We start from the raw sequence: 25,457 nt of genomic DNA, 5'->3' as shown, positions 1-25,457 counted from the left end.
TCCTCTGCCGGGGCTCTTTGCCGGTTCCGAGCCTGTGCAGGGTGCGCGTGCTCCCTACCAGCCGTTCGCAACCCCAGCAAGCCGTGCGGCCCTCGGTCTGCTTCAGAGATGAGACTCAGGCAATGGAGAGAGGTGATCCGCACGGCCAGCTCGGACTGCGAACAGCGAATCGCGTTGCCGATGGGCCAGGAGTGCAGTGACGGAACGTGCTTTCAACCGTCACCAGCGATACCGCTCGGGCACGATTGTCGATACTCCTCTGCCTCACCTTGAACGAACGCCGACGGGCGCGGTAGCGGCTTCGTCTTGTCAACAGGACTCGATGGTCCGGGCATACTCAAAGGCTCGCTCCGCGCCCTGGAGAACGGCGTCACCCCAAGATCAGGGCTCATATACGGACCTTCGGGTCCCATTAGGCGTACTCGTCCCGCGCCAACCGCGCCCACCTACGCAAACGCCGTATCAAGGCAGTCATCCCGGAGAAGAAGGACCAAGCCGCCAACCGCCAGAAGAAGTGCAGTCGGGGAGGCCGTCCCGTCACCTTCGGCGCCGATCTCTACCGCGAGCGCAACACCGTCGAGCGGCTGATCAACCGGCTGAAGAACCGGCGCGGCATCGCCACACGCTTCGCCAAGACGCCCGAGAGCTACCTCGCTGGACCCGAACTCCGCGCCTCGATGATCTGGCTCGGAGATCTCTTGCAAGCAGCCGATTGATCACAACGTCACACAGGCCCTAACGCGGTCATTCCCTCGCAGTTCTGGCTCAGTCCGGAGGTGCGCCAGGCATGAGCGATCGCGGTGGTGACCGGCACCGGTCACGCGGCCGCGATCACCAGCCGGGTGTCGGTGTCCGCGATGACCTACACATTCGCCGAGAGCCGGTAGTTGCGGCTGGAGGCGGCCACACTCCGGTCACGCACCGGGATCAATGGGCCGTCCACGATCCACAACCGGTCAGCAGCGGCGGCCAGGCGGGCGACGGGTTCGAGCAACGGCCCGAGTCGCTGGTGACCCGACACACTGTGGAGGAAGAGACGCCGAACCACCAGCCCGGCTGCCGCATGGTCAGGCTCATGCGGTGGTGCACCGCGACGACCAACACCCGCTTGGCCAGCGGCAAAGACCACGGCATCACCCAATAACGTGCCGTTGCCACCCCGCCTCCCGCGCGACCCTTTACAGACGCGCGAGATTGTGTCACCTGTAGCCCGGTAAACGTCTCCAGGCCACACCCCCCAGCCCTTAACGCGCTGGCCATACAAGGGAGGTGCCTAGCTCAGAGCCTTGCGCAACACGCTTTACGATCTCGTGCACGGTTGGCCGTGGCCCGCACCGAACGATATGCAATCCCGGCCCAGGGCGTGATGAAATTCCGGTAGTCCGGGCAGGCTGGCCAGCCAGCAAGCGGTGGACTCTTTGGCCCGAAGACTCATCCTCCACGCGTATAGGTGACTGACGATCTAGCAGTAGTACCCGTTGTGGCATCGGTAGCTGACGCAAACAGGGCGTCCATGCTGTTATCTACAGGGTATTTGACCCAATTTGTTTTGCATGTCTGAGTCGTCGGCAGAACTTTGTCGTGAGACGGCGGCAGATTGACCCAGCCGGAATTGACAATACACTCAAGTTCAATGGGCCCATTGATCAATTTAAAGGTGTGCGTCTTTATGAATTCATTTGCCTCTCCGCTATTCTCCATTACGGAGAGGGCTCTAACCCAGTCGCCTGAACGCTCGATACACGCCCTGAAGTAGGTCTTTGGCCCCAACTGCTGCCTCGTATCACACGTAGTACCGTTGTCTCGCATATCGGCGTGGGCGTCAGCTGGAACAAGAAACACCGCCGACATGAGGCCTGCAGTGGCAATAACGATTCCGGCTCGGTGCACGTGGGCTCTCCTCGAGTTGAACGTAGACAATCACGATACCCTCCTAAGAGAGAGCTCGGACTGAGTGTTGCCTACTCTATTCTTGAGGTTGAATCCGTGAAGGGTCTGTTCATCCGGCGATGTAGTTGGGGTGGGGTGAGTTGTTGGAGTACTCAAGTAGCGGTTCGTGTCCTGAGCTGGTTGTCGTTGTCCTGGTGTGGGAGGGGATGGCTGAAGTCGCTTGCTGCGTGGCCGAGTTGGAGTCGCTGTCGGGGGGCTCGTTCGGTCGGGCGAATCCATGGTGGCGGATACGGGACTACGAGCTTGTTCAGTGTGGTCACTGAACCTTTTTCATCCTGTGGTTCGCGGGTGATGACGGCTGGTAGTCGGGGCCCGTCTGTCAGGGCCCCTGGTCGTTGCGGCTGGTGATCTCACTCGCCAACGTCTCGACAGAGGAGCCCTGTTGGTCCCGTATCGAGCCATGCTCGACGTCCCGCATGAGGTCGTGAAGCACGCTTCCTGGCTCATCTACGCCTGATGGTGTGAGCTGAGCTCCCGTTGGCGCAAACTGGGCTGCTTCCGGCAGGCCCTGCTCGTCCTGGTGCACCTGCGCAAGAACGAGACTCTGGTCCAGGTCGCAGCAGCCTTCGGCGTTTCCACCGCCACCGCCGGCCGTTACGGTGAGCGAGGCAGTCGAGCTCCTCGCCGAACGCGCCCCGAACCTGCACGAGGCTCTGCGCGAGCTGCCGCCGGAAGGGTTCGTCATCCTCGACGGCACCCTGATCGCCACCGACCGCATCGCGGCGGACGAGCCGTACTACTCGATGAAACACCGCCGTCACGGGATGAACGTGCAGGTTGTGGATGCCCCGGACGGGACACCCCTGTGGTCCTCGCGGGCGCGCGCTGCCCGGCCGCACGCACGACCTGACCGCGGCCCGCGCCCACGGTGCGATCCAAGCCTGCCTGTCCCGTCAGCTCCTCGTCCTGGCCGACCCGGGCCTACCGCGGAGCCTGAGCCACCGTCCGCACCCCCTACTACGGCCGCGACCTTCCCGAGAAGTACGCCCAGTTCAACCGGGACCACGCCCGATTGCGGGCGCCGGGCGAACGTGCCTTCGCAAGCCTCAAACGATGGCAGATCCTCCGCAAAGCCCATGCAGCACCAACCGAATCAGCCGCACAGCCGCCGCCGTTCACGCCACAGAGATCGCCTGGCGTTCAGGATGAGAAGCGTTCAATGAGCTGTTTTCATCCTGCCTCGGTGGGGTGAAGTCGCTGGTTAGCGGGGTGGTGTGACGAGGAGAGGCTCCTGGTCGTTGCGCTGGTGGTCTTCACGCACCATGCATCGTCCGAGGAGCCTCGCTTGGTCCTGTAGCGTGCCACGCTCGATGTGCCGTATGAGCTGGTGGAGCACGTTTTCTGGCTCGTCTATGCCCGATGGTGTGAACGCCGCTCGCGCTGGCGGAAGCTGGGCTGCTTCAAGCAGACCCTGCTCGCCCTGGTACACCTGCGCAAGAACGTGACACTGCCCGAACTCGCAGCTGGATTCGGTGTCTCCACCGTCACTGCCTGGCGTTATGTCGACGAGACTCTCAAGGTCCTCGCCTCCTGGGCACCGGGACTGCACGAGGCCCTGGTCGGACTGGGCGAGGGCGACTTCGTCATCGTCGACAGCACCCTCATCCCGACCGACTGCATCGAGGCCGACGAGCCGTACTACAGCCAAAAGCACAACAAACACGGCATGAACGTGCAGGTCATCGCACGCCCGGACGGTACACCGTTGTGGTTCTCACGGGCCACGCCCGGTCGCCACCCATGACCTAACCGCGGCCCGCGCCCACGGCATCGTCCAAGCCTGCCTGACCCGACAGATCCCCGTCCTCGCGGACCACATACCAAGGCGCCGGCGCCACCGTCCGGACCCCCTACTACCACCACCGCGAACAGCCAGAGCACTACCAGCAGTTCAACCGTGAGCACACCCGACTGAGGGCTCCCGGTGAACACGCCTTCGCCCAACTCAAGAACTGGCGACTACTTCGCCGAGCCCGCTGTATCGGTACAGCACTCCAAGCCGTCCACACCCTGCTGACTCGCGACTATTCAGGATGAAACGGCTCAGTGGGCACGGCCGGTTCGGGTTTCAGCTCAGTCGGGACGAACGCTTTGACGGTGAAAGTTGCCGTAGCTCTCATGCGCCGACCGTACAGAGGCGGTCTGACAACGCAGCTGGGCCACAGGCAACCTCAGCACGGGAGGCGACAGAAACCTTAAAGAGCAAGTTGAGTAGAAAAGACTCTTGCTCCGCCGAGTCGGCACCGCTATAACTAAAATTCATTACCAGCCCAGCACTCCAATCCGGCCATAATTAGCAGATGCTTCTGGGAATCGCGGTGTCCCGATTTGATGCCACCTGAGACCCTATTCGATCTTGTGTGACAAGTCGCTCGAAGATCTGCTGACAGTTCTGCAATACACTTTCTGGCTCTCTTCCTTCTTAGGGCCTAAGTGCAAAGCCCTTCCCATGGAGAAGATTATGAAGTTCGCTCCCTCACGCCTAACGCGGCTCGCCGCAGCAGGAGTAATGACTGCCGCCAGCTTGGCTGGATCAGTGCTGTTTTCCACACCCGCAGCTGCTGATGACTCCATGGGAATCTGCAGGTCCAGCGCAGCAATCAGCCAGACCGCCTGGTCCTACCGCATGTGTGGCCTCCCCGACATCGACCAACGCCGAAGGGGTCTCCCCAGCGATGGCAATTGGCACTGCGTTCCAACCTCGGCTATGAACGCCCTCTATTGGCTCGACAACAACGGGTATCCTAATCTGGTTCCCGCATACAATCCATCAAGCAGCGGTAATCAGGTGGACTACCAAGGAGTGACCAGTCTCATCAGCGATCTTGCCGGCCGGATGGATACGGGCGATTGGCCGTACGACGGCACGACGGTGTCGGGCGCGGTCGACGGTCTGAATGACTATTTCGCGGACCATGGATACGGCCAAGCCCTCCGTGCGGAATATGAAGACTTCCAGGACGTGCGTAACCCAAGCTACCGGCTGGCTGAACTCGGCAGCGCCGGACGGGGCCGCAATCTGATACTCCTTCGCCTCTGGACCTGGAAAGATTCAGCCCTCGGCTTGCCCGAGCACACAAGCGGACATATTGTCACTTTGACGGAGAGCGTGGGTACGGGTTGGTACACCCATGGGCCCCATCCAGAGGATCACCACATGGTTAGGATTCATGACTCGTACAGATATCTCAACACTGAAGTGAATCCGGACGAGATCCAAAGGGACGGGAATATTGATAGTCAATCACGTAGCCACACTGCAGCGTACGGGCTTGCTCCAGCCCGGAGAGCGGACGGGCTGAGTCTCTTCCCTGACCGTGGTGGAGTAGAACTTGCCGGCTTCTCCTCTGACCCAACAAGAAGCGTCGTCATTGAAGGTGCATACGTCATCAAGAGGTTGTGAGGACTGCAGGGCGACTCTGCTGCTCAATTGTGAGGGTTATTTGGTGAGTCGGGGACTGTAAGACGCTCGGTGTAACTCCCGATCATGGAAGATGCATCGATGACCAGTGAGAATGTGGCCGAGCAGAAGGATGTTGAGTCGGCAGCGGCTGTGTCGGCGAAGGCCGTGGACGACCAGTTGATCGATGAGCTGGTGAGCCGGGCCCAGACCGAGGGCCTGCAGCTGAGCGGCCAAAGGCGGGCTGCTCCAGCAGCTGACCAAGCGGCTGCTGGAGTCCGCTCTTGAGGGCGAGATCACCGATCACCTCGGCTATGACAAGCACGATCCGACAGGCAAGGACGGCGGCAACTCCCGCAACGGCAAACGTTCCAAGAGCGTGCTGACCGATGTCGGGCCGGTGGACATATCCGTGCCCCGCGACCGGGACTGCTCTTTCCAACCGAAGATCGTAAAGAAGCGGCAGAAGCGCCTGACGGGCGTCGACGAGATGGTCATCTCGTTGGCCGCGAAGGGCTTGACCGCCGGCGAGGTCCAGGCCCATCTCGAGGGGGTCTATGGTGCCGAGGTCTCCCGCCAGACCATCTCCACCATTACGGACAGGGCCCTGGAGGGCATGGTCGAATGGCAGAGTCGGCCTCTCGATGCCGTCTATCCGGTGGTCTTCATCGACGCCATCCACGTGAAGACCCGGGTTCTGTCGTTGATCTTGTGTCCCGACGTGCTGAACTCATCGCGCGGCAGGACGCGTTTGCGAAGGAGATCGAGGCTGGCCCGGGCCGAACATCTGCCGTTTCAGTATCTTCAACCGGCTGATGTTGCCTTCAACGGTGCCTGAACTGTGAGGAAGGGACAGGCCATTGCGGACGGCGTCGAAGTCGCGGCGGAGGTTGCGGGCGAAACTCGCGAATGGAGCGAGGGAGTCTCGTTCGACCTCGGTGATCCAGTCCTCGAGGCGGTCGCCGTGGCGTGCGGTCATCATGACGGCGAACTTCCTGACGTGATCCATGAGGTGACCTCGCGGACCGACGGAGGCTTCGGCTCCGGATCGGGTGCGTGTCCGCGCCTGCTGCGGTACTGCCGCAGTTGACGTTGGACGGCCAACTCTCCTCCGGGGTAGCCCTGTTCCTGAATCTCGTGGTAGAGCTGGGTGGCGTTTCTGACGCCATCGTTCCAGCGCCGATGCAGGTAGCCGACATATGGGTAGACGACGTGCGCCCGCTGCAGACTTTTGGCGACGACGCCGTCTGCGGAGGGGGCGTTAACCAGTTTGCGGACGGTGGCCTGGTGCAGTCCGAGTTTCCGGCCGACCCCCGCCTTCGACATCCCCTGCTGCCACAGCTCGTGGGCGGCAGCACGTTGTTCACGTAGCCGAGTCACGATCTTCAGCTATGTCGGCAGCTGGACTACCTGCGGTTCGTCGGGGGGCTGCGGGAAGGCGGTTCGGCCAGATGAGAGCGATGACCGTTCACCGTCTTCTCGACCGCCTGGCCGAGGTTGGCCCACAGATGACAGCGATCAGCGACCTGTTCGGCCTGCGGCGCTTCGATGCGTGCGCCCTCCGCGTAACCGCTGGACCGGTCCCAGCAGATCACCTTCACCTCGGGGTGGTCGCGGAGCCATGCGGCGAGGTCTTCGCCCTCGCGCCCCTCGTAGAGTTGAACAACCCAGTTACATCGCTCGTTGACACACCCTGTCGCGGCGGGGCCGGTATATCAGCCGGGACCGTTCGCCGCTCCTGTAGCAGGCCAGCGCAGCAATTGAGATGCGACGGCGGGAGCAGCCCCGGACCAGGAACGAGACTCTGGTCCAGGTCGCAGCAGCCTTCGGCGTTTCCACCGCCACCGCCGGCCGTTACGGTGAGCGAGGCAGTCGAGCTCCTCGCCGAACGCGCCCCGAACCTGCACGAGGCTCTGCGCGAGCTGCCGCCGGAAGGGTTCGTCATCCTCGACGGCACCCTGATCGCCACCGACCGCATCGCGGCGGACGAGCCGTACTACTCGATGAAACACCGCCGTCACGGGATGAACGTGCAGGTTGTGGATGCCCCGGACGGGACACCCCTGTGGTCCTCGCGGGCGCGCGCTGCCCGGCCGCACGCACGACCTGACCGCGGCCCGCGCCCACGGTGCGATCCAAGCCTGCCTGTCCCGTCAGCTCCTCGTCCTGGCCGACCCGGGCCTACCGCGGAGCCTGAGCCACCGTCCGCACCCCCTACTACGGCCGCGACCTTCCCGAGAAGTACGCCCAGTTCAACCGGGACCACGCCCGATTGCGGGCGCCGGGCGAACGTGCCTTCGCAAGCCTCAAACGATGGCAGATCCTCCGCAAAGCCCATGCAGCACCAACCGAATCAGCCGCACAGCCGCCGCCGTTCACGCCACAGAGATCGCCTGGCGTTCAGGATGAGAAGCGTTCAATGAGCTTGAACTCGGATTGTCGTAACCGGTGACAGGGTTTGATCCTCGCTTGACGCCGTTGGGATGAGGTATGCGCAGGGCGGGGGTCTGTCGAATGAGCGCCGGCAATTCCGTGAAGGTGTCCGGCTGATGGCCGCTGAGCGGTTCGCCCTGGGCGAGTCAAGCTCGGTGATCGCGAAGGAGTTACGGGTCAGCGTCCGGTCGGTGCAGCGGTGGCGCCGGGCCTGGGACAAGGGCGGTTCGCGGGCTTTGCGGTCGACGGGTTCGGCCTCACCCCCACGGTTGAGTGAAGTCCAGTTCGTCCAGTTGGAGCGGGAGTTGGCCAAGGGGCCGGTGGCGCACGGCTGGCCGGATCAGCGGTGGAGACTGTCGAGGGTCAAGACCGTGAGCGGCCGTCGCTTCCCCAAGAGTTACACCCTGCAGGGGGTGCGCAAGCTGCTGACCCGGCACGGCTTCTCGTGTCAGGTGCCGGCCAGACGGGCCGTCGAACGCAACGAGGAGCAGGTCACCGGCTGGGTGAAGGAGACGTGGCCGCAGGTGGAAGGGCTGCGGCGGTGCTCGACGCCTGGATCGTCTTCAAGGACGAGTCCGGCTTCTCGATGACGCCGCCCACCTCCCGCACCTGGGCCCGACGCGGGCACACGCCCGTGGTCCGGGTCCGTGGCCGCTCCCGCCGCCGCATCTCGATTGCCGCTCTGACCTGCTACATGAGCGGCGAACGATCCCGGCTGATCTACCGGCCACGTCGCGACGACGGCCGGGGCGACGGCCGCAAGAGCTTCGCCTGGAGTATTAGTGCTGCAGTGGGACTTCACCATTCCCGCTGGTCAGAGGCTTAGTTTCGAGCCTAGCGGGCTGACGGCTCATCAGTGACTGGTTCCGACAGGCTGGTCGATGCGGTGAGCGAGGCCGCGCACGATCGGGTCATGATGGGGGACTTCGTCACGGGGTCGTGGACGGCCGAGTTGGAGGAGCTGTTCCTGCGGGTGGGCAGCCGGTTCGGCCGGGTATCGAAGCGCGCGCCGGATGCGGGATTACGTGCGGGGCCTGCTGGCCCGGTCGGGCGCAAGAACAGCTGGTAGCTGGCCGAATACGCCGGTCACACCGGCCCGTACGGGCTGTAGCACCTGCTGTCCGGTAGGCGCTGGGATGTCGATGGGCTCCGCGATGACCTGCAGGACTATGGGGCCGTGCGGCTCGGCGTGCCGGATGGTGTGCTGATCGTGGATGACACCGGCTTCATCAAGAAGGGCTGCGTCTCCGCCGGGGTGCAGCGGCAGTCTTCCGGCACAGCCGGCGGCGGACCGAGAATTGCCAGATCGGAGTCTTCGCCGACTACGCTTCGTCCCGAGGACGGGCGCTGGTGGACCGGGAGCTGTATCCGCCGACATTTCGCCTCCGTCATGTCCGAGCCGCAGCGCGCGGCAGGTCTGGGCTGTCGGCCGCATTGTCGAACATCTGCGCAAGGCAGTCACACGACGGAGAACCTGAGTTGGACTCCACACACGCGAGCGCGAAAGGCTGCGGCAACAGCGCCTCCCGGAACTCGTGCGCTTCGACAACCCCGAGCCACCGCGAGGCCACTGCCTTCGTGCGCCGGCCGCGCCGTGATCACCCGATCAGGATCCCTGTTCGCCCAGACAAGCCCTTGACCGGTAAGCGGATGGCTTCTCAGCAACCCTGACTGCCTCACCAGGTCTGTGGCTGCAACCGTCACGAGCGGGGGCCGCCCTGAAGAGCCTTACCCGTCGGCCTGGGGCACCGGAAGGATGTCAGCTGTGGGGGAATGGTCGGTTATGGAAGTGACAGTGTTACTGACCGCACTTCTCATTCGGTTCAGCGATTGCTTCCTGCAGCGTCTGGAGCAGTATAGTCCCCAGCCAAAGTCCCCAACTTGATTAGAGGTTTCCCCGCACTCGTCACAGCGTAACGTGGCCAAAGCGACTCTCCCGCAAGACTGTTGATCGTCGAGGTCTACTTTCGCAGGAAGTTGTCTCGTCGACTTGAGTAGACACTGCTCAACAATGAGGTCTTCTCGTGGTCGCCATGCGTTTGTTGGGGTGAGAGTGGATTGGGCGATCGCTCCGATCCGCTGAGCTTCGAGGGCAGCTCCAGCCATGCTGTGTTGATGGTGAAGCGCCGGAAGGGAAGGCGGCCGAATCCGGTGGTCTTGCCGTAGCGGATGCGGTCCTCGACGCGGGTGCGTGCGGTGGCGGAGCTCCACGTGCTGCAAGGAGCCTTCGCCTCTGGGTGTCGGTGAGGAAGACTTGGTGGTGCACGCCCTCGTCCAGGTTGCACAGGGATAGCTGGGCACCGGGTACGGGCGTTCACGCTCCGCGTCCGGTAAGCACTATCGGAACTCGACGAGCGTGCAGGTCGTGATCGACGCCAACAGCTGCCTGGTGGTGACGCGATCGGTCTGCTGTCGGCGTACTTGTCTATGTGGCTCTGGCGAGATTTTTTCGTAGCTGATGATCACGATCGACGCGACAGGCCCTGTCGCGATCGTCCGAGTTCGTACCTGTGACGAAGAAGCGCCTGCTCGGTGTACGGGTTGCGGAGTCACCAGCGAGGATGGACAGCCGCTTTGTACGTGGTCTGGCCGACAGGGCGATCGGTGGTCGGCCGGTGCGCATCGAGCTGAGTGTGAGCCGCTTGTACTGCGAGAACCTGGCCTGTTGGAAGGTCATGTTCGCCGAACACACTGGCGGACTGACAGTGCGTTATCAGCGCCGCACCCCGTTGTTGCAGAAGTTGGCTGAGACGGCCAGTGTCGTGCTGGCCGGGTGGGGCGTGCCCGGTTCCTGGGCTGCTGAACGCGCCGCTCTCGCGCACCAGTGAGCTGTTCCAGCTGATGAGAGTGGTTTTGCGGCCGTCGTGACGCCACGGGTGCTGGGCGTGGACGACTTCGCGCGAGCAGCGCGCCGAGCGTCCGGTGGGCGCGGGCTGCGGTCAGGTCATGGGTGCGTCCCGGCATTGCCCGCGAAAACCACAGGGGTGTGCCGTCCGGACGCGTGATGACCTGGACGTTCATGCCGTGCTTCTTGTGTTTTTGCGAGTAGTACGGCTCATCGGCCGTGATCCGGTCGGTGGGGATCAGCGTCCCGTCGAGGATGACGAAGTCGCCTTCGCCCAGACCGACGAGGGCTTCGTGCAGGCCCGGTGCCCACGCGGCCAGCACCTCCACGGTCTCGCCGACGTAGCGCCAGGCTGTCGCTTCCGACACTCCGAAACCGGCGGCCACCTGTGCGAGGGTCTCGTTCTTCCGCAGGTGGGCCAGAACCAGCAAGGCCTGCTTGAAGCACCCCAACTTCCGCCAACGCGTGCGAAGTTCATGCCTTCGGGCGTAGATGAGCCACCAGACGTGCTCAACCAGCTCGTACGGGACGTCGAGCATGGCAGGATACGGAACCAACGAAGCCCCCCGGCCGATGGCGTGCTGAGTGAGATCACCACACCAACGACGAGGGGCTTCGCCATGTCACCCCCACCTGACCAGCCCATTTCATCCCCACGGCACAGGATGAAAGAGGTTCAGTGAGGTTGCTCAGGCTGCTGGTCCTCCCCGCGCGCCCCAGCGTGACACCGTACGCGTCGTGCAGTGGCCCGCCTGGCGTAGGGGCCACCAGCACAGAGCCGCCAAGCCACCTGCGGTAGCGCGCTGTGCGGACACCGCACCTGGCTGACCGACACCGACCCGACGGAGATCACGACTGAAGCTGTCGTGACGGATTTTTGAAACAGCCCTGCCGGTCTGCGAGACTGCCGTCCATGGGCAACGAAGATCTAGTCGTTACGGGTCGATCGGAATACCACATTCGCGATGGGATCTTCGTCGTTGCCATCGCCGCTGCTTTGCTATTCCTCCAGTTTCTCGTCTATGTATTGAAGTGGACCGACAGTCCGATACTCTTTCCCTTTGGGCTGTTCGCTGGCTGCGTAGCGTTGATTGGGCTCTTGATTCTTGCGCTCGGGGCACGGGCGCTTCGGTGTCGCTTGTGCGGAGTCGGGCTCTACCCAGATCGGTTCGTCATGGTTTCGAAGTCGGCTGCCATCGGCGTAGCCGACGCGCTGGCGCGTGGCGATGCGGCCGCCATCGTCGGTGCGATAGCGGCGCGGCCACGGCAATCTCAGGAGCACGGGGTTCGCCTCTGCCTCGAGTACTGCCCGAAATGCGGTCGGGTCGTGGTCGCACATCTTGAGCAGGGAAAGGCCTTCGGAAGCCCGTCTCCCCGGCGCGTTCTTGCCGGTGACGAGGCCACGGCTCTTCTCGAGATCTCGGAAATTGATCTGGGCTGAGCATAGTTGCGGTGCTCCAGGCTGGAGCTCAGAACACGGCACCAGCTTGCGGGTGACGGTCAAGAGTTGCAGATCGAGTGAAGTTGTTCATGCGGCTCAGGTTCGGGGCATTGGACGAGGTGGCCCGCGTTCGAAGTGGGCGCTGGCACGGACGAGGGCGACGGCGTGGGGTGCATTCACGGTCCGTCAGCGGGTCTGTGCGGACTCCACCAGCTTGAAGACCATCGTGAGGGTGGCTGCCGCGCTGCCGGCTCCCTTGGTGACCTTCGTCCGCAGCGTCACCGTGTCGAACGTCGACTCGATAGAGTTGGTGGTCCGCAGGTGGATCCAGTGCTCGGCGGGGAAGTCGTAGAACGCCAGCAACTCGTCGACGTCATCGGTGATCTTCTTGACCGCCTTGGGGAACTTCGCCCTGTGGCTCTTCTCGAACGATGCGACGGCCTTGAGTGCGCGCTCGCGGTCCTCGACGTAGATCATGTAGGGCTTTCTTGACACCGGGCTGGGCCTACTTCGGGAGGCTGCCGAGTACGTTCGCGGTCTTGTGAAGCCAGCACTGCTGGGTTTCGGGGAACACCTTCGCCAGAGGCTTGTAGAAGCCCAGCGCGCCGTCACCGACGGCCAGGACGGGGCCGCGCATTCCGCGCCGTTGGCAGTTCGCGTAGCAGGTCGGCCCACGAGCCGGCCGATGCGCGGTAGCCGTCGGTCATGGCGATCAGTTCCTTTTTGCCGTCGGCGCGCACGCCCATCAGCACCAGCACGCATGACTTCGCCTCTGCCAGGCGTATGCACAGATGGATGCCGTCCGCCCAGACGTAGGCGGTGGCGGACAGGTCGCGTTCGCCGAAGGCCGGGTGGTCGGCCTGCCACTGCTGGGTGAGCCGGCGTCATCGTGGTCGGCGAAAGCCCGGCCGTGGAGCCGAGGAACTGCTCCAGCGCAGGTACGAAAATCCCCGGAGGACAAGCCGTGCAAGTAGAGAAGCGGCAGCACCGCTGAGCTTCGGGGACCTGCGGTACCACGGTGGCAGGATCGCCGAGGAGAACCGCTTACGCCCGCCCGTGGCTTCGTCGATGCGCTTGTCGTTCACGCGCAGGGCCTTCACCTCGACCGCCCCGGCCGCGGTGGTGACCTTCCTCGGCTGATGGTAGCCGCTGCGGACGACCAGGCGGCGGCCGTGCCCGTCACGCTGGTCGGCCAGCTCGGCTATGTAGGCGTTGACCTAGTCCGCCTGCCGAGGCGGTCATCAGCCAGTTGTGGGCCTTCGTTTCCGGTGCTGCAGCCCTATCCAAGTGAAGGAGAAACACAGTCACGCAGCCGTCGTCGACGCTGATCTCGCCGCTGTCGAGCGGGACGGATATGTCATTTGGAACGGCTCATCAGCCAGGAGGAATGCGAGGAGACCCGTGCAGGCGTGACACCCCTGCTGAACAGCACTGGCCGCAACTCCTTCGAGGGGGAACGCACTCAGCGCGTCTACAGCGTCCTGGACAAGACCCGGGCGTGTGACCGACTGATCGACCACCCACGGATCCTGGCCCTCCTGGACCGGCTGCTTCTTCCGAACTCCCTGCTCTCACAACTCCAGGTCATCAACATCAACGCCGGTGAAAGCGGCCAACTACTCCATCCCGACGCCGGTTTCTATCCCCTCCCGCGCCCGCGTCCGCCGCTCAGTGCGGCAACAGTCTGGGCTATCGATCCCTTCACCGAGGAGAACGGTGCCACTGTTGTCCTGCCCAGCAGCCACCGGTGGGACGACGAGCGCAGGCCCGGCGACGACGACCAACGCGTGGCAGCCACGATGCCGCCGGGAGCCTGTGTCTTCTTCATCGGCACCCTGTGGCACGGCGGCGGCGCAAACCGCTCCGACCACAACCGGCTGGCCGTCACCGCGCAGTACTGCGAACCCTGGCTACGTCCGCAGGAAGCCTTCACTCTCTCGACACCCGTGTCACCGCCCGGGCTGTCTCCGAAGACATCCGCCGCATGCTCGGCTACAGCATCCACCCGCCGTTCATCGGAGCGGTCGACGGAATGCACCCCAAGCGCCTGCTGGAAACCCCCGCCCCCTGACCGGTCCAGCCGATGGCCCACTGCCGTAGTACGGGCTACGCTGCCCGCCGCTGAGTGTCGGCACAGACGCCTGCCCGGGCCATTCGGATACCAGCAGATACCGCGCTTTTATCCCGTCCCCATCCTGGCAATCTCAAAGCTGCAGCGCCCGTCTACATGGCACGGCTCCCAGCAGTAGCGGCGGCGGTCATATCGTCTACCGTTCTCATCAGGAGCCCCACGTGCCGTTCGACTCTGCTCAAGCTGATACCCCCCAAGCCAGAGTTGGCACCCCGCTGTCCACGCGTGACGTGCCGGTTCGGGCGGGGCGCCACCCGGCCTCCCCGCCCGCGGCGGTATCCGTCGGACATGAGCGCCGCGGAGTGGCAGGTCACGGAGCCGCCGCTGCCTCTCCCGGCTGGAGGTGGGGCCGCGGTGGGCGACCGGAGGAGCACTGCCGCCGCAGGATCGCCGACGCGATCCGATACGTGGTCGACAACGGATGCAAATCGCGCGCACTGCCCGCTGACTTCCCGCCCCACCCCACGGTGTATGCCTTCTTCGTTCGCTGGGAACCCGCCCAGTACGTCGATGACCTGCACGACAAGCTCCGTGAGCGGCTGCGGCAGCGGGACGGGCGGGATACCGAGCCGAGCGCGGCAAGCGTCGACTCCCAGTCGCTGTGGGCAGCTGAGATCGTCAACTCCGGCAGCCGGAACTACGACGCCGGCAAAAAGGTGAATGGGCGGAAACGGTACATCGCGGTGGACACCATCGGGCTGCTGCTTGTCGTGCTGGTCACGACGGCCTCGGTCCTGGACCGCGACGGCCGCCGACCCTTGCTGTCCCGGCTGCGGCAGATCCACTATCGCATCAGTCTGGTCTGGGCCGACGCAGGGTATGCCGACAAGCTCGTGACCTGGGCGAAGGAGAAACTTGCGCTCACCGTGGAGATTGTCAGGCGCAGCGACGACGTCAAGGGCTTCGTCGTTCTGCCTCCCCGATGGGTGGTGGAGCGGACCCTAATCTCCCGGCGGGGCGTGGCACGCACGCCCCGCCGGGAGACAGTCGGTGGCATCAGCCTCAGCCAGGGCCTCCAGCTCCTCCAGCGTGCCGTTGAACCAGTTCTGGTCGCCAGGGAAGGTTCCAGCGTCGGCGTATTGCCAGAACGTGTAGTCGGACCAGCCTGACGGCAGCGTGCCGGGCGAGGCCGCGTAGCGCGCGATCCACAGTGGGTTGGTCGCGCCGAAGCTGCCGTCGTTGCCCGTGCACTGCGTCCACCAGTCGGTGGTGGTGTAGATAGCCGGGTAGCGGCCGGTGAGTTCGTGGACGGTGTCGCTGAACTCGCCTATCCACGCCACGATTTCGCTCCGGCTCCTCCCGTAACAGGCGTCGCCGCCGGTCGGGTTGTACTCTATGTCGAGCGCGGGCGGCAGCGTCCGCCCGTCGTCGGCCCACTGCCCGCCGTGGTCGACGAGGTTGCGGGCCTGCTCGGCGGCGCCGGAGGTGTCTGGGCGGCCGAAGTGGTAGGCGCCGCGGATCATGCCGACGTCGTACGCGCCTTGGAACTGCTCGGCGAAGGTGGGGCTCTGGAAGCCCTTGCCTTCCGTGGCCTTGACATAGGCCCAGCGAGCACCGCTGTTCCAGGCGCCCTGCCAGTCGACGGTGCCCTGATGGCGGCTCACGTCCATCCCAGGCACCTGCTCGGCGCCTACAGGGCCAGGAGCAAAGGCCGAGGCCGCAGGTGCGGCGGCCGGGGAAAGGACGCACAGTAGCGCGGTAGCGGCGGTGAGTACGGCCACGCGCAGGGCGCAAGGGGGTCGGCGGAGCCGGGAGACGGGCATGTGGGGATGCCTCCGAGTCTAGAGCCCGTAGGCCCTGTGTGGGGGTTGGCAAACCCTTCCGCGAAGGCAAAGTGCACTCATTAGAAGGGGCGTTGCAGCTTGTGGTTCGGTCGAACGGTCCGAAGATAGGGGCGTGCGCTAACCGTTGGCCAGAGCCAGGAGGCGGTTGAATCGGCCGGACGTCGTCCCGTCAAACGGGCACCGCGCGCCCAGGCGCGTCTCGGAGTGTCCCGTCGCGCGGAGAACGCCCGAGTGCTGCCGCTGGGTAGCACCGGCCTTGTGGGGTCCACGGTCTACCACCTTGAGGCGGCCCATGCCGAGTTCAATTTTTCGCAGAGTGAGCCTTTTCAAGTTGAGCGTCCGGGGACGAGCGCAGTCCGTCCTGACCTGCTCAGATCCCTGTGGGGTGTCACCCGATCGGTGGGCGAGTTGAAGAAGCTCAATCACTTCCGGCGACTGGCGCGCATCTGGGCCGACGGCGGTTCGTCGAAAGATCCTTCACCTGGCTCCTGCGCAGCCGGCGCCTGGTCCGTGGCTACGAGCGACGCACCGAGACCAGCGAAGCCGTCGTCCTGTGGTCGATGACCATGCTCATGGGCGCCCGCGCTCCCTCGACGCGGGAAGCGGAGGCGCTGTCCCAGCCCAGCACCACCGCTGCCCGCCGGGCACCCAGTTCGTCTTCTGACGCCTCCACCGCGGCGGCCATCAACTCGTCTTCTGACGCCTCCACCGCGGCGGCCATCAACGCCTGATAGTCCGGCGACAACTCCTCGGCCCCCGTGGCGTTCTGCCGGTGAGGCAGCGCCCGGCGCGGTCTCACCGGCTTCCGCTGTGACACCCCACCGATCACTTCGGCGGGCGCATCCGCCTCGGCCAGTGCAACGGACCCTGCCGCCAGTACTTGCGACGACGGGGTATTCGGCATACGAGCCCGGAGAAGACCGACAGCCAGGCCGCCCGCCTGCGAAAGGGCTCGCGTGGCGGACGACCGCCCGGCTTCGACCAAGACCGTTACAAGAAACGCAACACCGTCGAACGGGCGATCAACCGACTGAAGCAGGCTCGGGCAGTCGCCACCCGCTACGACAAGTGCGGGTACGTCTTCCTCGGCACCGCCACAGCAGCAGCCCTCGTCATCTGGCTGCGAACCTGATCGACCGGACAAGTCCTAGTAGTGCTTCGTTAGGTTCTGGTTCTGCTGGTTTTGAGGGGGCGACCGCAGGTGGTGCAGGTGCCGGTCCAGCACCTCAGCAGGTCTTGGAGTGCGTCGAGGGTCTGGTAGAGGCTCGCGTCGGTGTCTCGACTTTTGGGTCGAGCCTGCGGAGGGTGAGGAATGCCTGCGCGGCGGTGACGAGGGTGACGTGGTGGTGCCAGCCGCGCCAGGTTCGGCCTTCGAAGTGGTCCAGTCCCAGGCCGTGTTTGAGCTCGCGGTAGTCATGTTCGATCCGCCAGCGCATCTTCGCCCACCGCACCAGGTCAGCGACGGGTGTGGTGGCGGGCAGGTTCGATATCCAGTAGTCCGTCGGGGCGTCCTGGCCGTCCGGCCATTCGACCAGGAGGGTCTGGGTGGGCAGGACGCCGTCCCACCGGCTGCGGCCCCCGCCAGATTCCTGAGCGGCGGCCAGGGACTGTTTGCCCGCGGGCCGCACCGTCAGCACCGTGAACCGTGAGGTCATCGCGCCCTTGCTGCCCTGCCGCCAGGTCACTTCGGAGAATCGCTTGGCACCCGCCTGCGCCGCGAGGGTGGAAATGGCTCGCGGCGGGGTGCGGTAGCGGGGAAGGGTGGGCGGCCCGAGCCCGCCATAAGCGGGCTGGTGCGGCTCGACATCCTCCGGATGAGCGACTTCCTTCCCGTTGAGGGCCAGGACATAGGACAGCCCTCGCTCCTGGAGACCGAGCCGGAACGGTGTGCTGACGCCGTAGCCGGCGTCGGCGACCACGACCGGCGCCTCCAGCTGCCACTCGGCGAGTGTGTCCAGCAGGCCGAGCGCGAGCCGCCACTTCTCCCGGTGCACCACGTCCTCGGGGACGCCTGCCCTGCGGCAGCGGTCGGGCTCGTCCGTCCACTCCCGCGGCAGATACAACTGCCACTCCAACGGGCACGAGGCGGTGTCGGTGGCGGCATGGACACTGACCGCGACCTGGCAGTTCGCCCGTTTGCCGACCGCTCCGCAGTACTGGCGGGCCACCCCGACCGAGGCCTTGCCGCACTTGGGGAACGACACGTCGTCGATCACCCACACCTCGGGCCTGACGACTCTGGACAGCCGCTCGGCGATCCGCCGCCTGACCGGCAGCGGATCCCACGGCGACTGGTTCACGAACTGCTGCAGGGCCTGCATGTTCCCGTCCGGCAGACGCTCGGCCATCGGCTGGATCGACTTGCGCCGACCGTCGAGCATCAGGCCTCGCAGATAGCACTCACCCTTGGCCCGCTGATCCGTACGCGGCACCGAGGCGAAGACATCCGCCACGAACATCGCCAACGCCGCCCGTAATCGGTTCACTTCATGCGCATCCACACGACCAACATGCTCTTGATCAGCACCAACGAATAGACCTAACGAAGCACTACTAGTAGTGCTTCGTTAGGTTCTGGTTCTGCTGGTTTTGAGGGGGCGACCGCAGGTGGTGCAGGTGCCGGTCCAGCACCTCAGCAGGTCTTGGAGTGCGTCGAGGGTCTGGTAGAGGCTCGCGTCGGTGTCTCGACTTTTGGGTCGAGCCTGCGGAGGGTGAGGAATGCCTGCGCGGCGGTGACGAGGGTGACGTGGTGGTGCCAGCCGCGCCAGGTTCGGCCTTCGAAGTGGTCCAGTCCCAGGCCGTGTTTGAGCTCGCGGTAGTCATGTTCGATCCGCCAGCGCATCTTCGCCCACCGCACCAGGTCAGCGACGGGTGTGGTGGCGGGCAGGTTCGATATCCAGTAGTCCGTCGGGGCGTCCTGGCCGTCCGGCCATTCGACCAGGAGGGTCTGGGTGGGCAGGACGCCGTCCCACCGGCTGCGGCCCCCGCCAGATTCCTGAGCGGCGGCCAGGGACTGTTTGCCCGCGGGCCGCACCGTCAGCACCGTGAACCGTGAGGTCATCGCGCCCTTGCTGCCCTGCCGCCAGGTCACTTCGGAGAATCGCTTGGCACCCGCCTGCGCCGCGAGGGTGGAAATGGCTCGCGGCGGGGTGCGGTAGCGGGGAAGGGTGGGCGGCCCGAGCCCGCCATAAGCGGGCTGGTGCGGCTCGACATCCTCCGGATGAGCGACTTCCTTCCCGTTGAGGGCCAGGACATAGGACAGCCCTCGCTCCTGGAGACCGAGCCGGAACGGTGTGCTGACGCCGTAGCCGGCGTCGGCGACCACGACCGGCGCCTCCAGCTGCCACTCGGCGAGTGTGTCCAGCAGGCCGAGCGCGAGCCGCCACTTCTCCCGGTGCACCACGTCCTCGGGGACGCCTGCCCTGCGGCAGCGGTCGGGCTCGTCCGTCCACTCCCGCGGCAGATACAACTGCCACTCCAACGGGCACGAGGCGGTGTCGGTGGCGGCATGGACACTGACCGCGACCTGGCAGTTCGCCCGTTTGCCGACCGCTCCGCAGTACTGGCGGGCCACCCCGACCGAGGCCTTGCCGCACTTGGGGAACGACACGTCGTCGATCACCCACACCTCGGGCCTGACGACTCTGGACAGCCGCTCGGCGATCCGCCGCCTGACCGGCAGCGGATCCCACGGCGACTGGTTCACGAACTGCTGCAGGGCCTGCATGTTCCCGTCCGGCAGACGCTCGGCCATCGGCTGGATCGACTTGCGCCGACCGTCGAGCATCAGGCCTCGCAGATAGCACTCACCCTTGGCCCGCTGATCCGTACGCGGCACCGAGGCGAAGACATCCGCCACGAACATCGCCAACGCCGCCCGTAATCGGTTCACTTCATGCGCATCCACACGACCAACATGCTCTTGATCAGCACCAACGAATAGACCTAACGAAGCACTACTAGCTGGGCGTGGGCAGCGTCCAGCTCGGCGGGCGTAGCGCGGGCGATGAAGCCCCTCGGCTCGCCGCGTCGGCCGCGCCGCACCAGGGTGCGGTAGATCGACCGGGTGCGGTGGCCGGGCGTGGCGCACACAAGCCGGAGTGAAGGCCCACGCGCCCGTAGCCCTTGCTGGTGACCTTGATCACAGGGGTCTGCCCGTGTGGCGCCCAGGTCCTGGCCTTCTCCGGCGGCCCGCAGCTGCAGTTGCTCGCGCGTTTCGGTGTCAGGCAGTCCGACGCGAAGATGATGTCGGTGATCTCTCGATCCTCTGCACCCAATCAGCGGCCAACGCGACCACTGGCCGTGACATCCCGACTGCTGTGTCGGACAGCGAAACAGCCCGCCGCAGAATCCGGCGGGCTGTCACGAAGGATCGAAGTTTAGGCCCCATCTACAAAAGCAAGCGACTGAGGCAGCGGCTGAGTGATGTAGGACGAACCTGTCCAGTAAGTAACGTTCGCCTTCACCGGAATGGCCTGATGTAGCTGCCAATGCGGCAGGTTAATCCAACCAGACTGGCCGTAGCACTCTGCCCCGGAGCCGTTGGCGACCCACCTCTCGATGCCGCAGACCGTGCGGCCCCACTCGCCAGACGATCCGTAAGTTATCTCAATTTTCTTCACGTACACAGAGCTGTTGCTGGTGTTGATGTTGTTCACGCGTGCGTTGCCATGCGCCCACTCGGTAATCCCAGTACCACATGTGAATCCGAACAACGTACTCGAGCCTACTCGGCCTTGGGAGCTGCAAAGACTACCTTGCGCACTGGCCGACCCCGCACTAGCCAAGACTCCCGCTGAAAGTGTAGCCGCAAGGGAGGTGGCAATCAGCCCGATTTTTACCTTACCCACCGTGAAATCACGCTCTTTTCTACTTCACGAATGATCACCGTGCGCAGCAAAAAATAGTATGAGGCGCGTAATTGGTTCAAGAGTAATTGCTACCTAACATTTAGCCTCGGTGATGGCGATTTTCAGGCGCCACCTGGGCGGGAAAGTGCCAGTCAGGCGAAATTCTCCCAAACGAGACGATTGCCCCCACTGAAACTCTCCATCAGGAGGGTTATACGCACCTGGCGCGACAGGGGGGGGCGATCAGCTGATGGGTGAAGCGTTGCTCTGCTCGTGGAGACGTTGCGTGATGTTGAGTTGTGGGTGGCCTGGTTCGAGGGTTTCTTTGCGACGCTCGCGAACTTGTTCAAGGGGGTAGAGTCATGACTGGCCGCGCGGACCTCCTTAGCAGCTGCTGAGCGGCCGGTTGAGTGGAGCATCACCTGGCAGATTGCGACATATTAAGTCGAAAGGATCTGGTTCCTATCGGATTGTGTAGCGAGCACGGCGGGTGGAAGTACCACGGACGATGTGTGGCTGGCGCTGGTGGCGGTGAAGAAAGCGGCGTGTCTCGTAGACGAGTTCGCCGTGCGGGCACCTGACGCGTGGACATGCAGCTTGATATCGGCATGAAGAAGCTCATAGGGGTTGAGTTCCGGGCTGTAGCCGGGCATCAAATGCAGCTCAACGCGGTCGGCAATTGCCCGCAGCCACGCTTGGACGGCCTTGGAGCGGTGGACACCGACCTCACGATCGACCCCCTCACGGGGTTCCATCACTCAAGCAGCGCAACGGCAAGCGAGCGCACCGCCTTCGCCGCCGCATTGGAGGCGGAGCTGGACCGGCGGCTGCCGGCCGCGGCATCCTGGAACACCTCGCCAGGGCGGCGCACTGGACCGGCTGGTGGCACCGCCTTGGCCCGCTGTCCGGCTCGGACGCGAAGCTGAAGAGCCACCCGCCCGGTACGTGGTCACCGCGTTCACCTACGGCTCCGGCCTTGGCGCCACCCAGGCTGCCCGGCACATGAACACCGTGACGGCGCACGAGCTGGCCGCGATCGCCAAACGCCCCTGGACCGCGAAGAACCTCGCCCGGGTGGGCGCCGATGTCGTCGATGCCCATCTCGACCTGGACCTGGTCCGGTCGAGGGGGACGGATCGGTGGCAGCTGGACGACACGATGATGGACGCCGCCGTCGACAACCTCCTGGCCGAGACCTCGATCCGCTATGGCGGCATTGTCCACCACCTGGTCGCCGACACCTACGTCGCGCCCTTCTCAAGATTCGTCCCCTGCGGAGTCTGGGAGGCCGTCTACCTGATCGACTCCCTCCTATAGAACCCTTCCGCGGCACGACCGGAACAAGTCCAGGCCGATACGCAAGCTAGTCGTTCCCGGTCTTCGGGCTCGCGCACGTGATGGGGATCGATCTGCTGCCGACGATCCGCAACTTCCAGGACCTCACCTTCCATCGCCCCGACCCGGCGGTGCCCTACCGGCACATCGACCCTCTGTTCTCCACCGACCCGCGCACTGCGATCGACTGGGAGTCCATCCGCCGCCACTGGCCCGACGTCATGCAGGTCGCCCTCTCCGTCCACCAGGGCACCGTCTCCTCCGTGACATTGAGCTTCTTCGAGCTGGCCACCGATCAGGTGACGGTTCACGAAGCGCAACGAGCGAGGCCCCCGAGCTGTTGATCGAGATGTCTGACGTCTCAACCACGTTGCTCGGGGGCCTCGTGGTCATCTATCCTGCCGCACTCGTCGTCACCCGTGAGGGTGACCGGCGCTGCAGCTCCGCCCGTCTCAGCGCGCGATGGTGGCACTGGTGTTCCTGCGCGAGGACACCACCCTGGCGAAGATTGCTGCCGGGTTCGGGATCAGCGAGTCCACTGCTCACGTCTACACCAGAGCGGTCGTCCACCTGCTCTGCGAACGTGCGCCGGGTCTGCTGAAGGTCCTGCGTGAGGCCGATGTGGACTTCGTCCTGCTGGACGGCACGCTCGCTGAGTGCGACCAAGTCGGCGACGGACGGGCCGACTACTCGGCCAAGCGCCGCCGGCACGGGTGAACGTGCAGGTGGTCACCGATCCGGGCGGCTGGTTGCTGTGGCTCTCACTCACATTGCCGGGCCGAGTTCACGACCTGACAGCTGATCGCACCCACCGGATCATCCGCATCTGCGAGCGCCAGGGCGTCCCCGTCCTGGCCGATCTCGCCTGCCAGGGCGGCGGCTCCTGGGTGACCACAGGCATCAAACGCAGGCCCCGGCAGAAACTCACCCTCACCGAGAAGACCGTCAACCCGGGCCCTGGCCACGGCACGGGCATCGGCCGAACGCGGCGTCGCACGCCTGAAGGCCTGGCGATCTTCCGCAAAGCCCGATGCAGCCCAAACCGCATAACGTCAATCGCCAAAGCCGTCCTCACCCTGGGGCGGCAACGCTGAAGAAACTCACCGATGCGCCGGCTGAACAAACCGGTCACGGAAGAGCCAGATCTACCACGCCTTCCGGAAGGTTGGCCGCGCCATGCGCACGATGGTGCTGCTGCGCTACCTCTCGGATCCCGCGCTTCGGAGTAGATCCAGCGGGCCACCAACAAGGCCGAGACGTATGGTTTTCAGAGTCTTGTGGAGCTGTGTCAGTGACTCGGGGGACAGGAACGCGATGAAGTGTCTCCGCACGGACGCCGCATAAAACGGCGCTATTTTCCTCACTGTGTTCAAGCCCTGCTCTGTGAGACGCGCGTAGAGGCCACGCCGATCGGACTCGCATTTCTGACGGAGCACCAGATTGGCGTTCTCCAGGCGAGTTATCTGGTGCGACAGCCGGCTCCTGGACTGAAAGGTGGCAGACGCGAGGTCGCTCATTCGTAACCGCATGTCCTCAGCTCCAAATAGGTGAGCCAGGATTTCGTAGTCATTCATCGTCAGCCCGAAGGGCCGGAGGTCTGTTTCAAGCTGCCGCTTTGCCAATCTACTGGCCTCCAGGTAGGTGTGCCAGGCGTGCCGCTCCGTATCCGTTAGCCAATGCATGGCCGTCCAAGTTCCATGAAATCCCTAAGGGTGAAATATAGGTGTGCGATTGTGGCCGTTTCTGAAAAGCGGAAAAACTTAGCCTGTACGCACTGTTAGTCCGGCTGTGTGAGAATCGCCGAGGACGTGTCGATCGAGTTCCATGCCCGCTCTCCGAGTTGATCAGTAGTGTGCGTCACGTCAGGACGACGAACAATTGGCACTCGCCCTGTTCGGCGTAAATGTTTAGCGCATCGCGATGGCAGGGCGTCCTATGTCAAGCAGCGTGGCGCTGGTTGGCCCCGCGGTCGGTGCGTTGCCCGTGCCCTAGGCGCAGTAGCGGCCGTAAAAGCCATGCCGGTATTGGCAATGGGGCGAAACCTCGACGAGAAATGTTTGACCTTGTGCCTATCCAGTACCTACTCGGTAACTAATTCCGGCCAGACATCATCCTCTTAAGCGGCGCGAGCTGTCAACTTCGTGGATCTTAACGACTCCTGTCAAGTGATCGAGGCATGACGCCAAGGTGGTCGTCTTGGTGGCCGTGGTGAAGCTGAGTGAATCCCCCGAAGCACCGAAAATTGAGTATTCATTACTCCATGGCGGGTTCGAGTCTTGCCGCGGAGGGGGAGAGTGTGATATTGAATAAATGCTAAGGTTGCAGCTATTCTGTCGCGTGAATGAGCCGCCTCTCGCGCGTCAACAAAGCACCATTGCCGTGAAGATGCTATCTTCACTTCGCCCTGCAAGCGTGCAGTTATCGATCCCTTCTCGTCCTGCGCTTCGAGTAAGCCCTGGAGGGGGTACCCATGGGGCTACCAGTCCAGTACAAGGTGAGGGCAGTGGTTTTGACGATGCCACGCAGGGCGGTGAGGGGGTCGCGGTAGCGGGGGCGAGGATCTCTTTGTCCTTGAGGTGGGTGATGGCTCGCTCGACTGCGGCACGCAGTGTGCTGATGCTCTGGTTGAACACCTTGTCGTCCTTGGGTCGGTCCCGGCCGGTGAAGGCATCCGGGAAGCTCGACTGGCGTCAGGCATGGGTGTCGTGCCGGTTCCCGGGCGCCAGAGTGGAGACCGCGAGGAGGTCTGCGGCGACAGTGGCAGCGATCTGGCGATTGAAACCGGTATCGCGTGCTTCCCAGAGGACATGGTGGTGCCCTCACTTGCCCAGTCTCAGGTGGGGACGGGAGTGCCGTCGATGAGGACGATCCGGCGGCGGGAGGCTTCCGCCGGGTCAGGGACGCGCTCGGCGAGGACTGTCTCCATCAGCAGCAGCATCCAACGCCGGGGGACCGTCGGCTGGCTGACGCCGAACAACTCCGCGGCGGTTTGCTGGACGGGGTTCTGCCGCAGCAGATACAGAACGAGCACCACCGACCGGAACAGGCCCAGCGCCCGCATCCGCCCCAGCGATGGTCCTTGGGGAGCAATCCGCAGCTCCTGGCGGACACGCGCCACCAGCGCGGTCAGTTGCTCGTCATCCAGCCTGTCGTAACGTTCCAGCTCAACGGCCCCGCCTGGTATTCGTCTTGATGTCGTGAAACACGCCAAGCTACCGAACGGGGCTGTCCGTGTGATCATGAAGACAGCCCCGTGAATAACCCTCCCGGTGAAAGTGGTCAATGATC

The 25,457-nt window shown here is 64.3% G+C and carries 13 protein-coding genes and 17 pseudogenes; 16 read left to right on the top strand and 14 right to left on the bottom strand.

From position 1 onward, the window contains the following. Nucleotides 1-416 precede the first annotated feature (416 nt). Nucleotides 417-716 (top strand): annotated as a pseudogene (locus ACQEV2_RS43255) (transposase); the annotation flags it as partial. 20 nt (nt 717-736) lie between these two features. On the opposite strand, the pseudogene ACQEV2_RS43250 reads toward ACQEV2_RS43255, so the two are convergent. Beyond that, nucleotides 737-1,260 (bottom strand): annotated as a pseudogene (locus ACQEV2_RS43250) (helix-turn-helix domain-containing protein); the annotation flags it as partial. 1,090 nt (nt 1,261-2,350) lie between these two features. Here ACQEV2_RS43250 and ACQEV2_RS43245 point away from each other — a divergent pair. The 4 genes and pseudogenes from ACQEV2_RS43245 to ACQEV2_RS43230 form a co-directional block, all read left to right on the top strand. Further along, a pseudogene (locus ACQEV2_RS43245) lies at nt 2,351-3,099 on the top strand (transposase family protein). 163 nt (nt 3,100-3,262) lie between these two features. After that, a pseudogene (locus tag ACQEV2_RS43240) lies at nt 3,263-3,987 on the top strand (transposase family protein). Nucleotides 3,988-4,657: 670 nt separating this feature from the next. Next, nucleotides 4,658-5,353, top strand: a complete 696-nt coding sequence (locus tag ACQEV2_RS43235; protein WP_433055989.1) for a hypothetical protein — start codon at nt 4,658-4,660, stop codon at nt 5,351-5,353. Nucleotides 5,354-5,452: 99 nt separating this feature from the next. Next, nucleotides 5,453-6,044: pseudogene (locus ACQEV2_RS43230) on the top strand (transposase); the annotation flags it as partial. Nucleotides 6,045-6,080: 36 nt separating this feature from the next. Here ACQEV2_RS43230 and ACQEV2_RS43225 read toward each other — a convergent pair. From ACQEV2_RS43225 to ACQEV2_RS43215, 3 genes and pseudogenes are all read right to left on the bottom strand, one after another. Next, nucleotides 6,081-6,329, bottom strand: a complete 249-nt coding sequence (locus ACQEV2_RS43225; RefSeq protein ID WP_433056119.1) for a transposase — start codon at nt 6,327-6,329, stop codon at nt 6,081-6,083. 427 nt (nt 6,330-6,756) lie between these two features. Further along, nucleotides 6,757-7,011 (bottom strand): annotated as a pseudogene (locus ACQEV2_RS43220) (transposase); the annotation flags it as partial. 34 nt (nt 7,012-7,045) lie between these two features. Then, a pseudogene (locus ACQEV2_RS43215) lies at nt 7,046-7,183 on the bottom strand (IS630 family transposase); the annotation flags it as partial. Between ACQEV2_RS43215 and ACQEV2_RS43210 the strand changes: the two are divergent. The 3 pseudogenes from ACQEV2_RS43210 to ACQEV2_RS43200 all read left to right on the top strand — a co-directional run. Continuing rightward, a pseudogene (locus ACQEV2_RS43210) lies at nt 7,143-7,759 on the top strand (transposase family protein); the annotation flags it as partial. The pseudogenes ACQEV2_RS43215 and ACQEV2_RS43210 overlap by 41 nt on opposite strands. 74 nt (nt 7,760-7,833) lie before the next feature. Further along, nucleotides 7,834-8,558: pseudogene (locus tag ACQEV2_RS43205) on the top strand (winged helix-turn-helix domain-containing protein); the annotation flags it as partial. A 138-nt stretch (nt 8,559-8,696) separates the two neighbouring features. Next, nucleotides 8,697-9,157, top strand: a pseudogene (locus ACQEV2_RS43200) (IS701 family transposase); the annotation flags it as partial. 1,521 nt (nt 9,158-10,678) lie between these two features. Here the strand turns inward: ACQEV2_RS43200 and ACQEV2_RS43195 are convergent. Further along, a pseudogene (locus ACQEV2_RS43195) lies at nt 10,679-11,226 on the bottom strand (transposase family protein); the annotation flags it as partial. 315 nt (nt 11,227-11,541) lie between these two features. Here ACQEV2_RS43195 and ACQEV2_RS43190 point away from each other — a divergent pair. Next, complete coding sequence (locus ACQEV2_RS43190; protein WP_433055986.1) at nt 11,542-12,069, top strand: hypothetical protein; 528 nt, start codon at nt 11,542-11,544, stop codon at nt 12,067-12,069. A 96-nt stretch (nt 12,070-12,165) separates the two neighbouring features. Here the strand turns inward: ACQEV2_RS43190 and ACQEV2_RS43185 are convergent. Next, nucleotides 12,166-13,286, bottom strand: a pseudogene (locus tag ACQEV2_RS43185) (IS256 family transposase); the annotation flags it as partial. Between the two features lie 144 nt (nt 13,287-13,430). On the opposite strand from ACQEV2_RS43185, the gene ACQEV2_RS43180 reads away from it, so the two are divergent. Next, nucleotides 13,431-14,318 carry a phytanoyl-CoA dioxygenase family protein gene (locus ACQEV2_RS43180; protein WP_433055983.1) on the top strand — a complete coding sequence of 296 codons (888 nt, stop codon included), beginning with the start codon at nt 13,431-13,433 and terminating at the stop codon, nt 14,316-14,318. A gap of 43 nt (nt 14,319-14,361) precedes the next feature. Then, nucleotides 14,362-15,132 (top strand): annotated as a pseudogene (locus tag ACQEV2_RS43175) (IS5 family transposase); the annotation flags it as partial. Nucleotides 15,133-15,141: 9 nt separating this feature from the next. Here ACQEV2_RS43175 and ACQEV2_RS43170 read toward each other — a convergent pair. Together ACQEV2_RS43170 and ACQEV2_RS43165 are read right to left on the bottom strand one after the other, a co-directional pair. Continuing rightward, nucleotides 15,142-15,963 carry a lysozyme gene (locus ACQEV2_RS43170; RefSeq protein ID WP_433055980.1) on the bottom strand — a complete coding sequence of 274 codons (822 nt, stop codon included), beginning with the start codon at nt 15,961-15,963 and terminating at the stop codon, nt 15,142-15,144. 535 nt (nt 15,964-16,498) lie between these two features. Next, nucleotides 16,499-16,783 (bottom strand): hypothetical protein, encoded by a 285-nt coding sequence (locus tag ACQEV2_RS43165; protein ID WP_433055977.1) that lies wholly within the window; start codon nt 16,781-16,783, stop codon nt 16,499-16,501. A 72-nt stretch (nt 16,784-16,855) separates the two neighbouring features. On the opposite strand from ACQEV2_RS43165, the pseudogene ACQEV2_RS43160 reads away from it, so the two are divergent. Then, nucleotides 16,856-17,116, top strand: a pseudogene (locus ACQEV2_RS43160) (IS5/IS1182 family transposase); the annotation flags it as partial. Nucleotides 17,117-17,210: 94 nt separating this feature from the next. Here ACQEV2_RS43160 and ACQEV2_RS43155 read toward each other — a convergent pair. The 4 genes from ACQEV2_RS43155 to ACQEV2_RS43140 form a co-directional block, all read right to left on the bottom strand. Beyond that, nucleotides 17,211-18,485 (bottom strand): IS701 family transposase, encoded by a 1,275-nt coding sequence (locus tag ACQEV2_RS43155; protein ID WP_433034744.1) that lies wholly within the window; start codon nt 18,483-18,485, stop codon nt 17,211-17,213. Between the two features lie 131 nt (nt 18,486-18,616). Next, nucleotides 18,617-19,891, bottom strand: coding sequence for an IS701 family transposase (locus tag ACQEV2_RS43150; protein ID WP_433034744.1), 1,275 nt, complete (start codon nt 19,889-19,891; stop codon nt 18,617-18,619). Between the two features lie 472 nt (nt 19,892-20,363). After that, a complete protein-coding gene (locus ACQEV2_RS43145) occupies nt 20,364-20,642 on the bottom strand; it encodes a hypothetical protein (protein ID WP_433055974.1) in 279 nt (92 codons plus the stop codon). Nucleotides 20,643-21,274: 632 nt separating this feature from the next. Beyond that, nucleotides 21,275-21,589, bottom strand: coding sequence for a transposase (locus ACQEV2_RS43140; RefSeq protein ID WP_433056116.1), 315 nt, complete (start codon nt 21,587-21,589; stop codon nt 21,275-21,277). Between the two features lie 127 nt (nt 21,590-21,716). Between ACQEV2_RS43140 and ACQEV2_RS43135 the strand changes: the two genes are divergently transcribed. From ACQEV2_RS43135 to ACQEV2_RS43120, 4 genes and pseudogenes are all read left to right on the top strand, one after another. After that, nucleotides 21,717-22,151 carry a Tn3 family transposase gene (locus ACQEV2_RS43135; RefSeq protein WP_433055971.1) on the top strand — a complete coding sequence of 145 codons (435 nt, stop codon included), beginning with the start codon at nt 21,717-21,719 and terminating at the stop codon, nt 22,149-22,151. A 68-nt stretch (nt 22,152-22,219) separates the two neighbouring features. Next, nucleotides 22,220-22,513, top strand: a pseudogene (locus ACQEV2_RS43130) (Tn3 family transposase); the annotation flags it as partial. A 5-nt stretch (nt 22,514-22,518) separates the two neighbouring features. Beyond that, nucleotides 22,519-23,263 (top strand): annotated as a pseudogene (locus ACQEV2_RS43125) (transposase family protein). A 40-nt stretch (nt 23,264-23,303) separates the two neighbouring features. Beyond that, nucleotides 23,304-23,387 (top strand): annotated as a pseudogene (locus tag ACQEV2_RS43120) (hypothetical protein); the annotation flags it as partial. On the opposite strand, the gene ACQEV2_RS43115 reads toward ACQEV2_RS43120, so the two are convergent. Continuing rightward, nucleotides 23,369-23,851 (bottom strand): MarR family winged helix-turn-helix transcriptional regulator, encoded by a 483-nt coding sequence (locus ACQEV2_RS43115; RefSeq protein WP_433055968.1) that lies wholly within the window; start codon nt 23,849-23,851, stop codon nt 23,369-23,371. The pseudogene ACQEV2_RS43120 and the gene ACQEV2_RS43115 sit on opposite strands and share 19 nt — an antisense overlap. A gap of 1,151 nt (nt 23,852-25,002) precedes the next feature. Further along, nucleotides 25,003-25,287: a hypothetical protein gene (locus ACQEV2_RS43110; RefSeq protein WP_433055965.1), complete on the bottom strand. Its 285-nt coding sequence runs from the start codon at nt 25,285-25,287 to the stop codon at nt 25,003-25,005. Nucleotides 25,288-25,457: the final 170 nt, after the last annotated feature.

Origin of the sequence: Streptomyces sp. CA-251387, from assembly GCF_050936625.1 — a bacterium.
In the GTDB taxonomy this organism is placed as follows: Bacteria; Actinomycetota; Actinomycetes; order Streptomycetales; family Streptomycetaceae; genus Streptomyces.
The sequence above is the reverse complement of the archived record's forward strand: the minus strand, read 5'-3'. Positions and strand labels throughout refer to the sequence as shown.

Bases quoted from the DNA above. Each gene is read 5' to 3' on its own strand.
- ACQEV2_RS43225 (WP_433056119.1), bottom strand. From the start codon at position 6,329: ATGACCGCACGCCACGGCGACCGCCTCGAGGACTGGATCACCGAGGTC.
- ACQEV2_RS43190 (WP_433055986.1), top strand. From the start codon at position 11,542: ATGGGCAACGAAGATCTAGTCGTTACGGGTCGATCGGAATACCACATT.
- ACQEV2_RS43115 (WP_433055968.1), bottom strand. From the start codon at position 23,851: ATGCATTGGCTAACGGATACGGAGCGGCACGCCTGGCACACCTACCTG.
- ACQEV2_RS43235 (WP_433055989.1), top strand. From the start codon at position 4,658: ATGAACGCCCTCTATTGGCTCGACAACAACGGGTATCCTAATCTGGTT.
- ACQEV2_RS43140 (WP_433056116.1), bottom strand. From the start codon at position 21,589: ATGGAACCCCGTGAGGGGGTCGATCGTGAGGTCGGTGTCCACCGCTCC.
- ACQEV2_RS43170 (WP_433055980.1), bottom strand. From the start codon at position 15,963: ATGCCCGTCTCCCGGCTCCGCCGACCCCCTTGCGCCCTGCGCGTGGCC.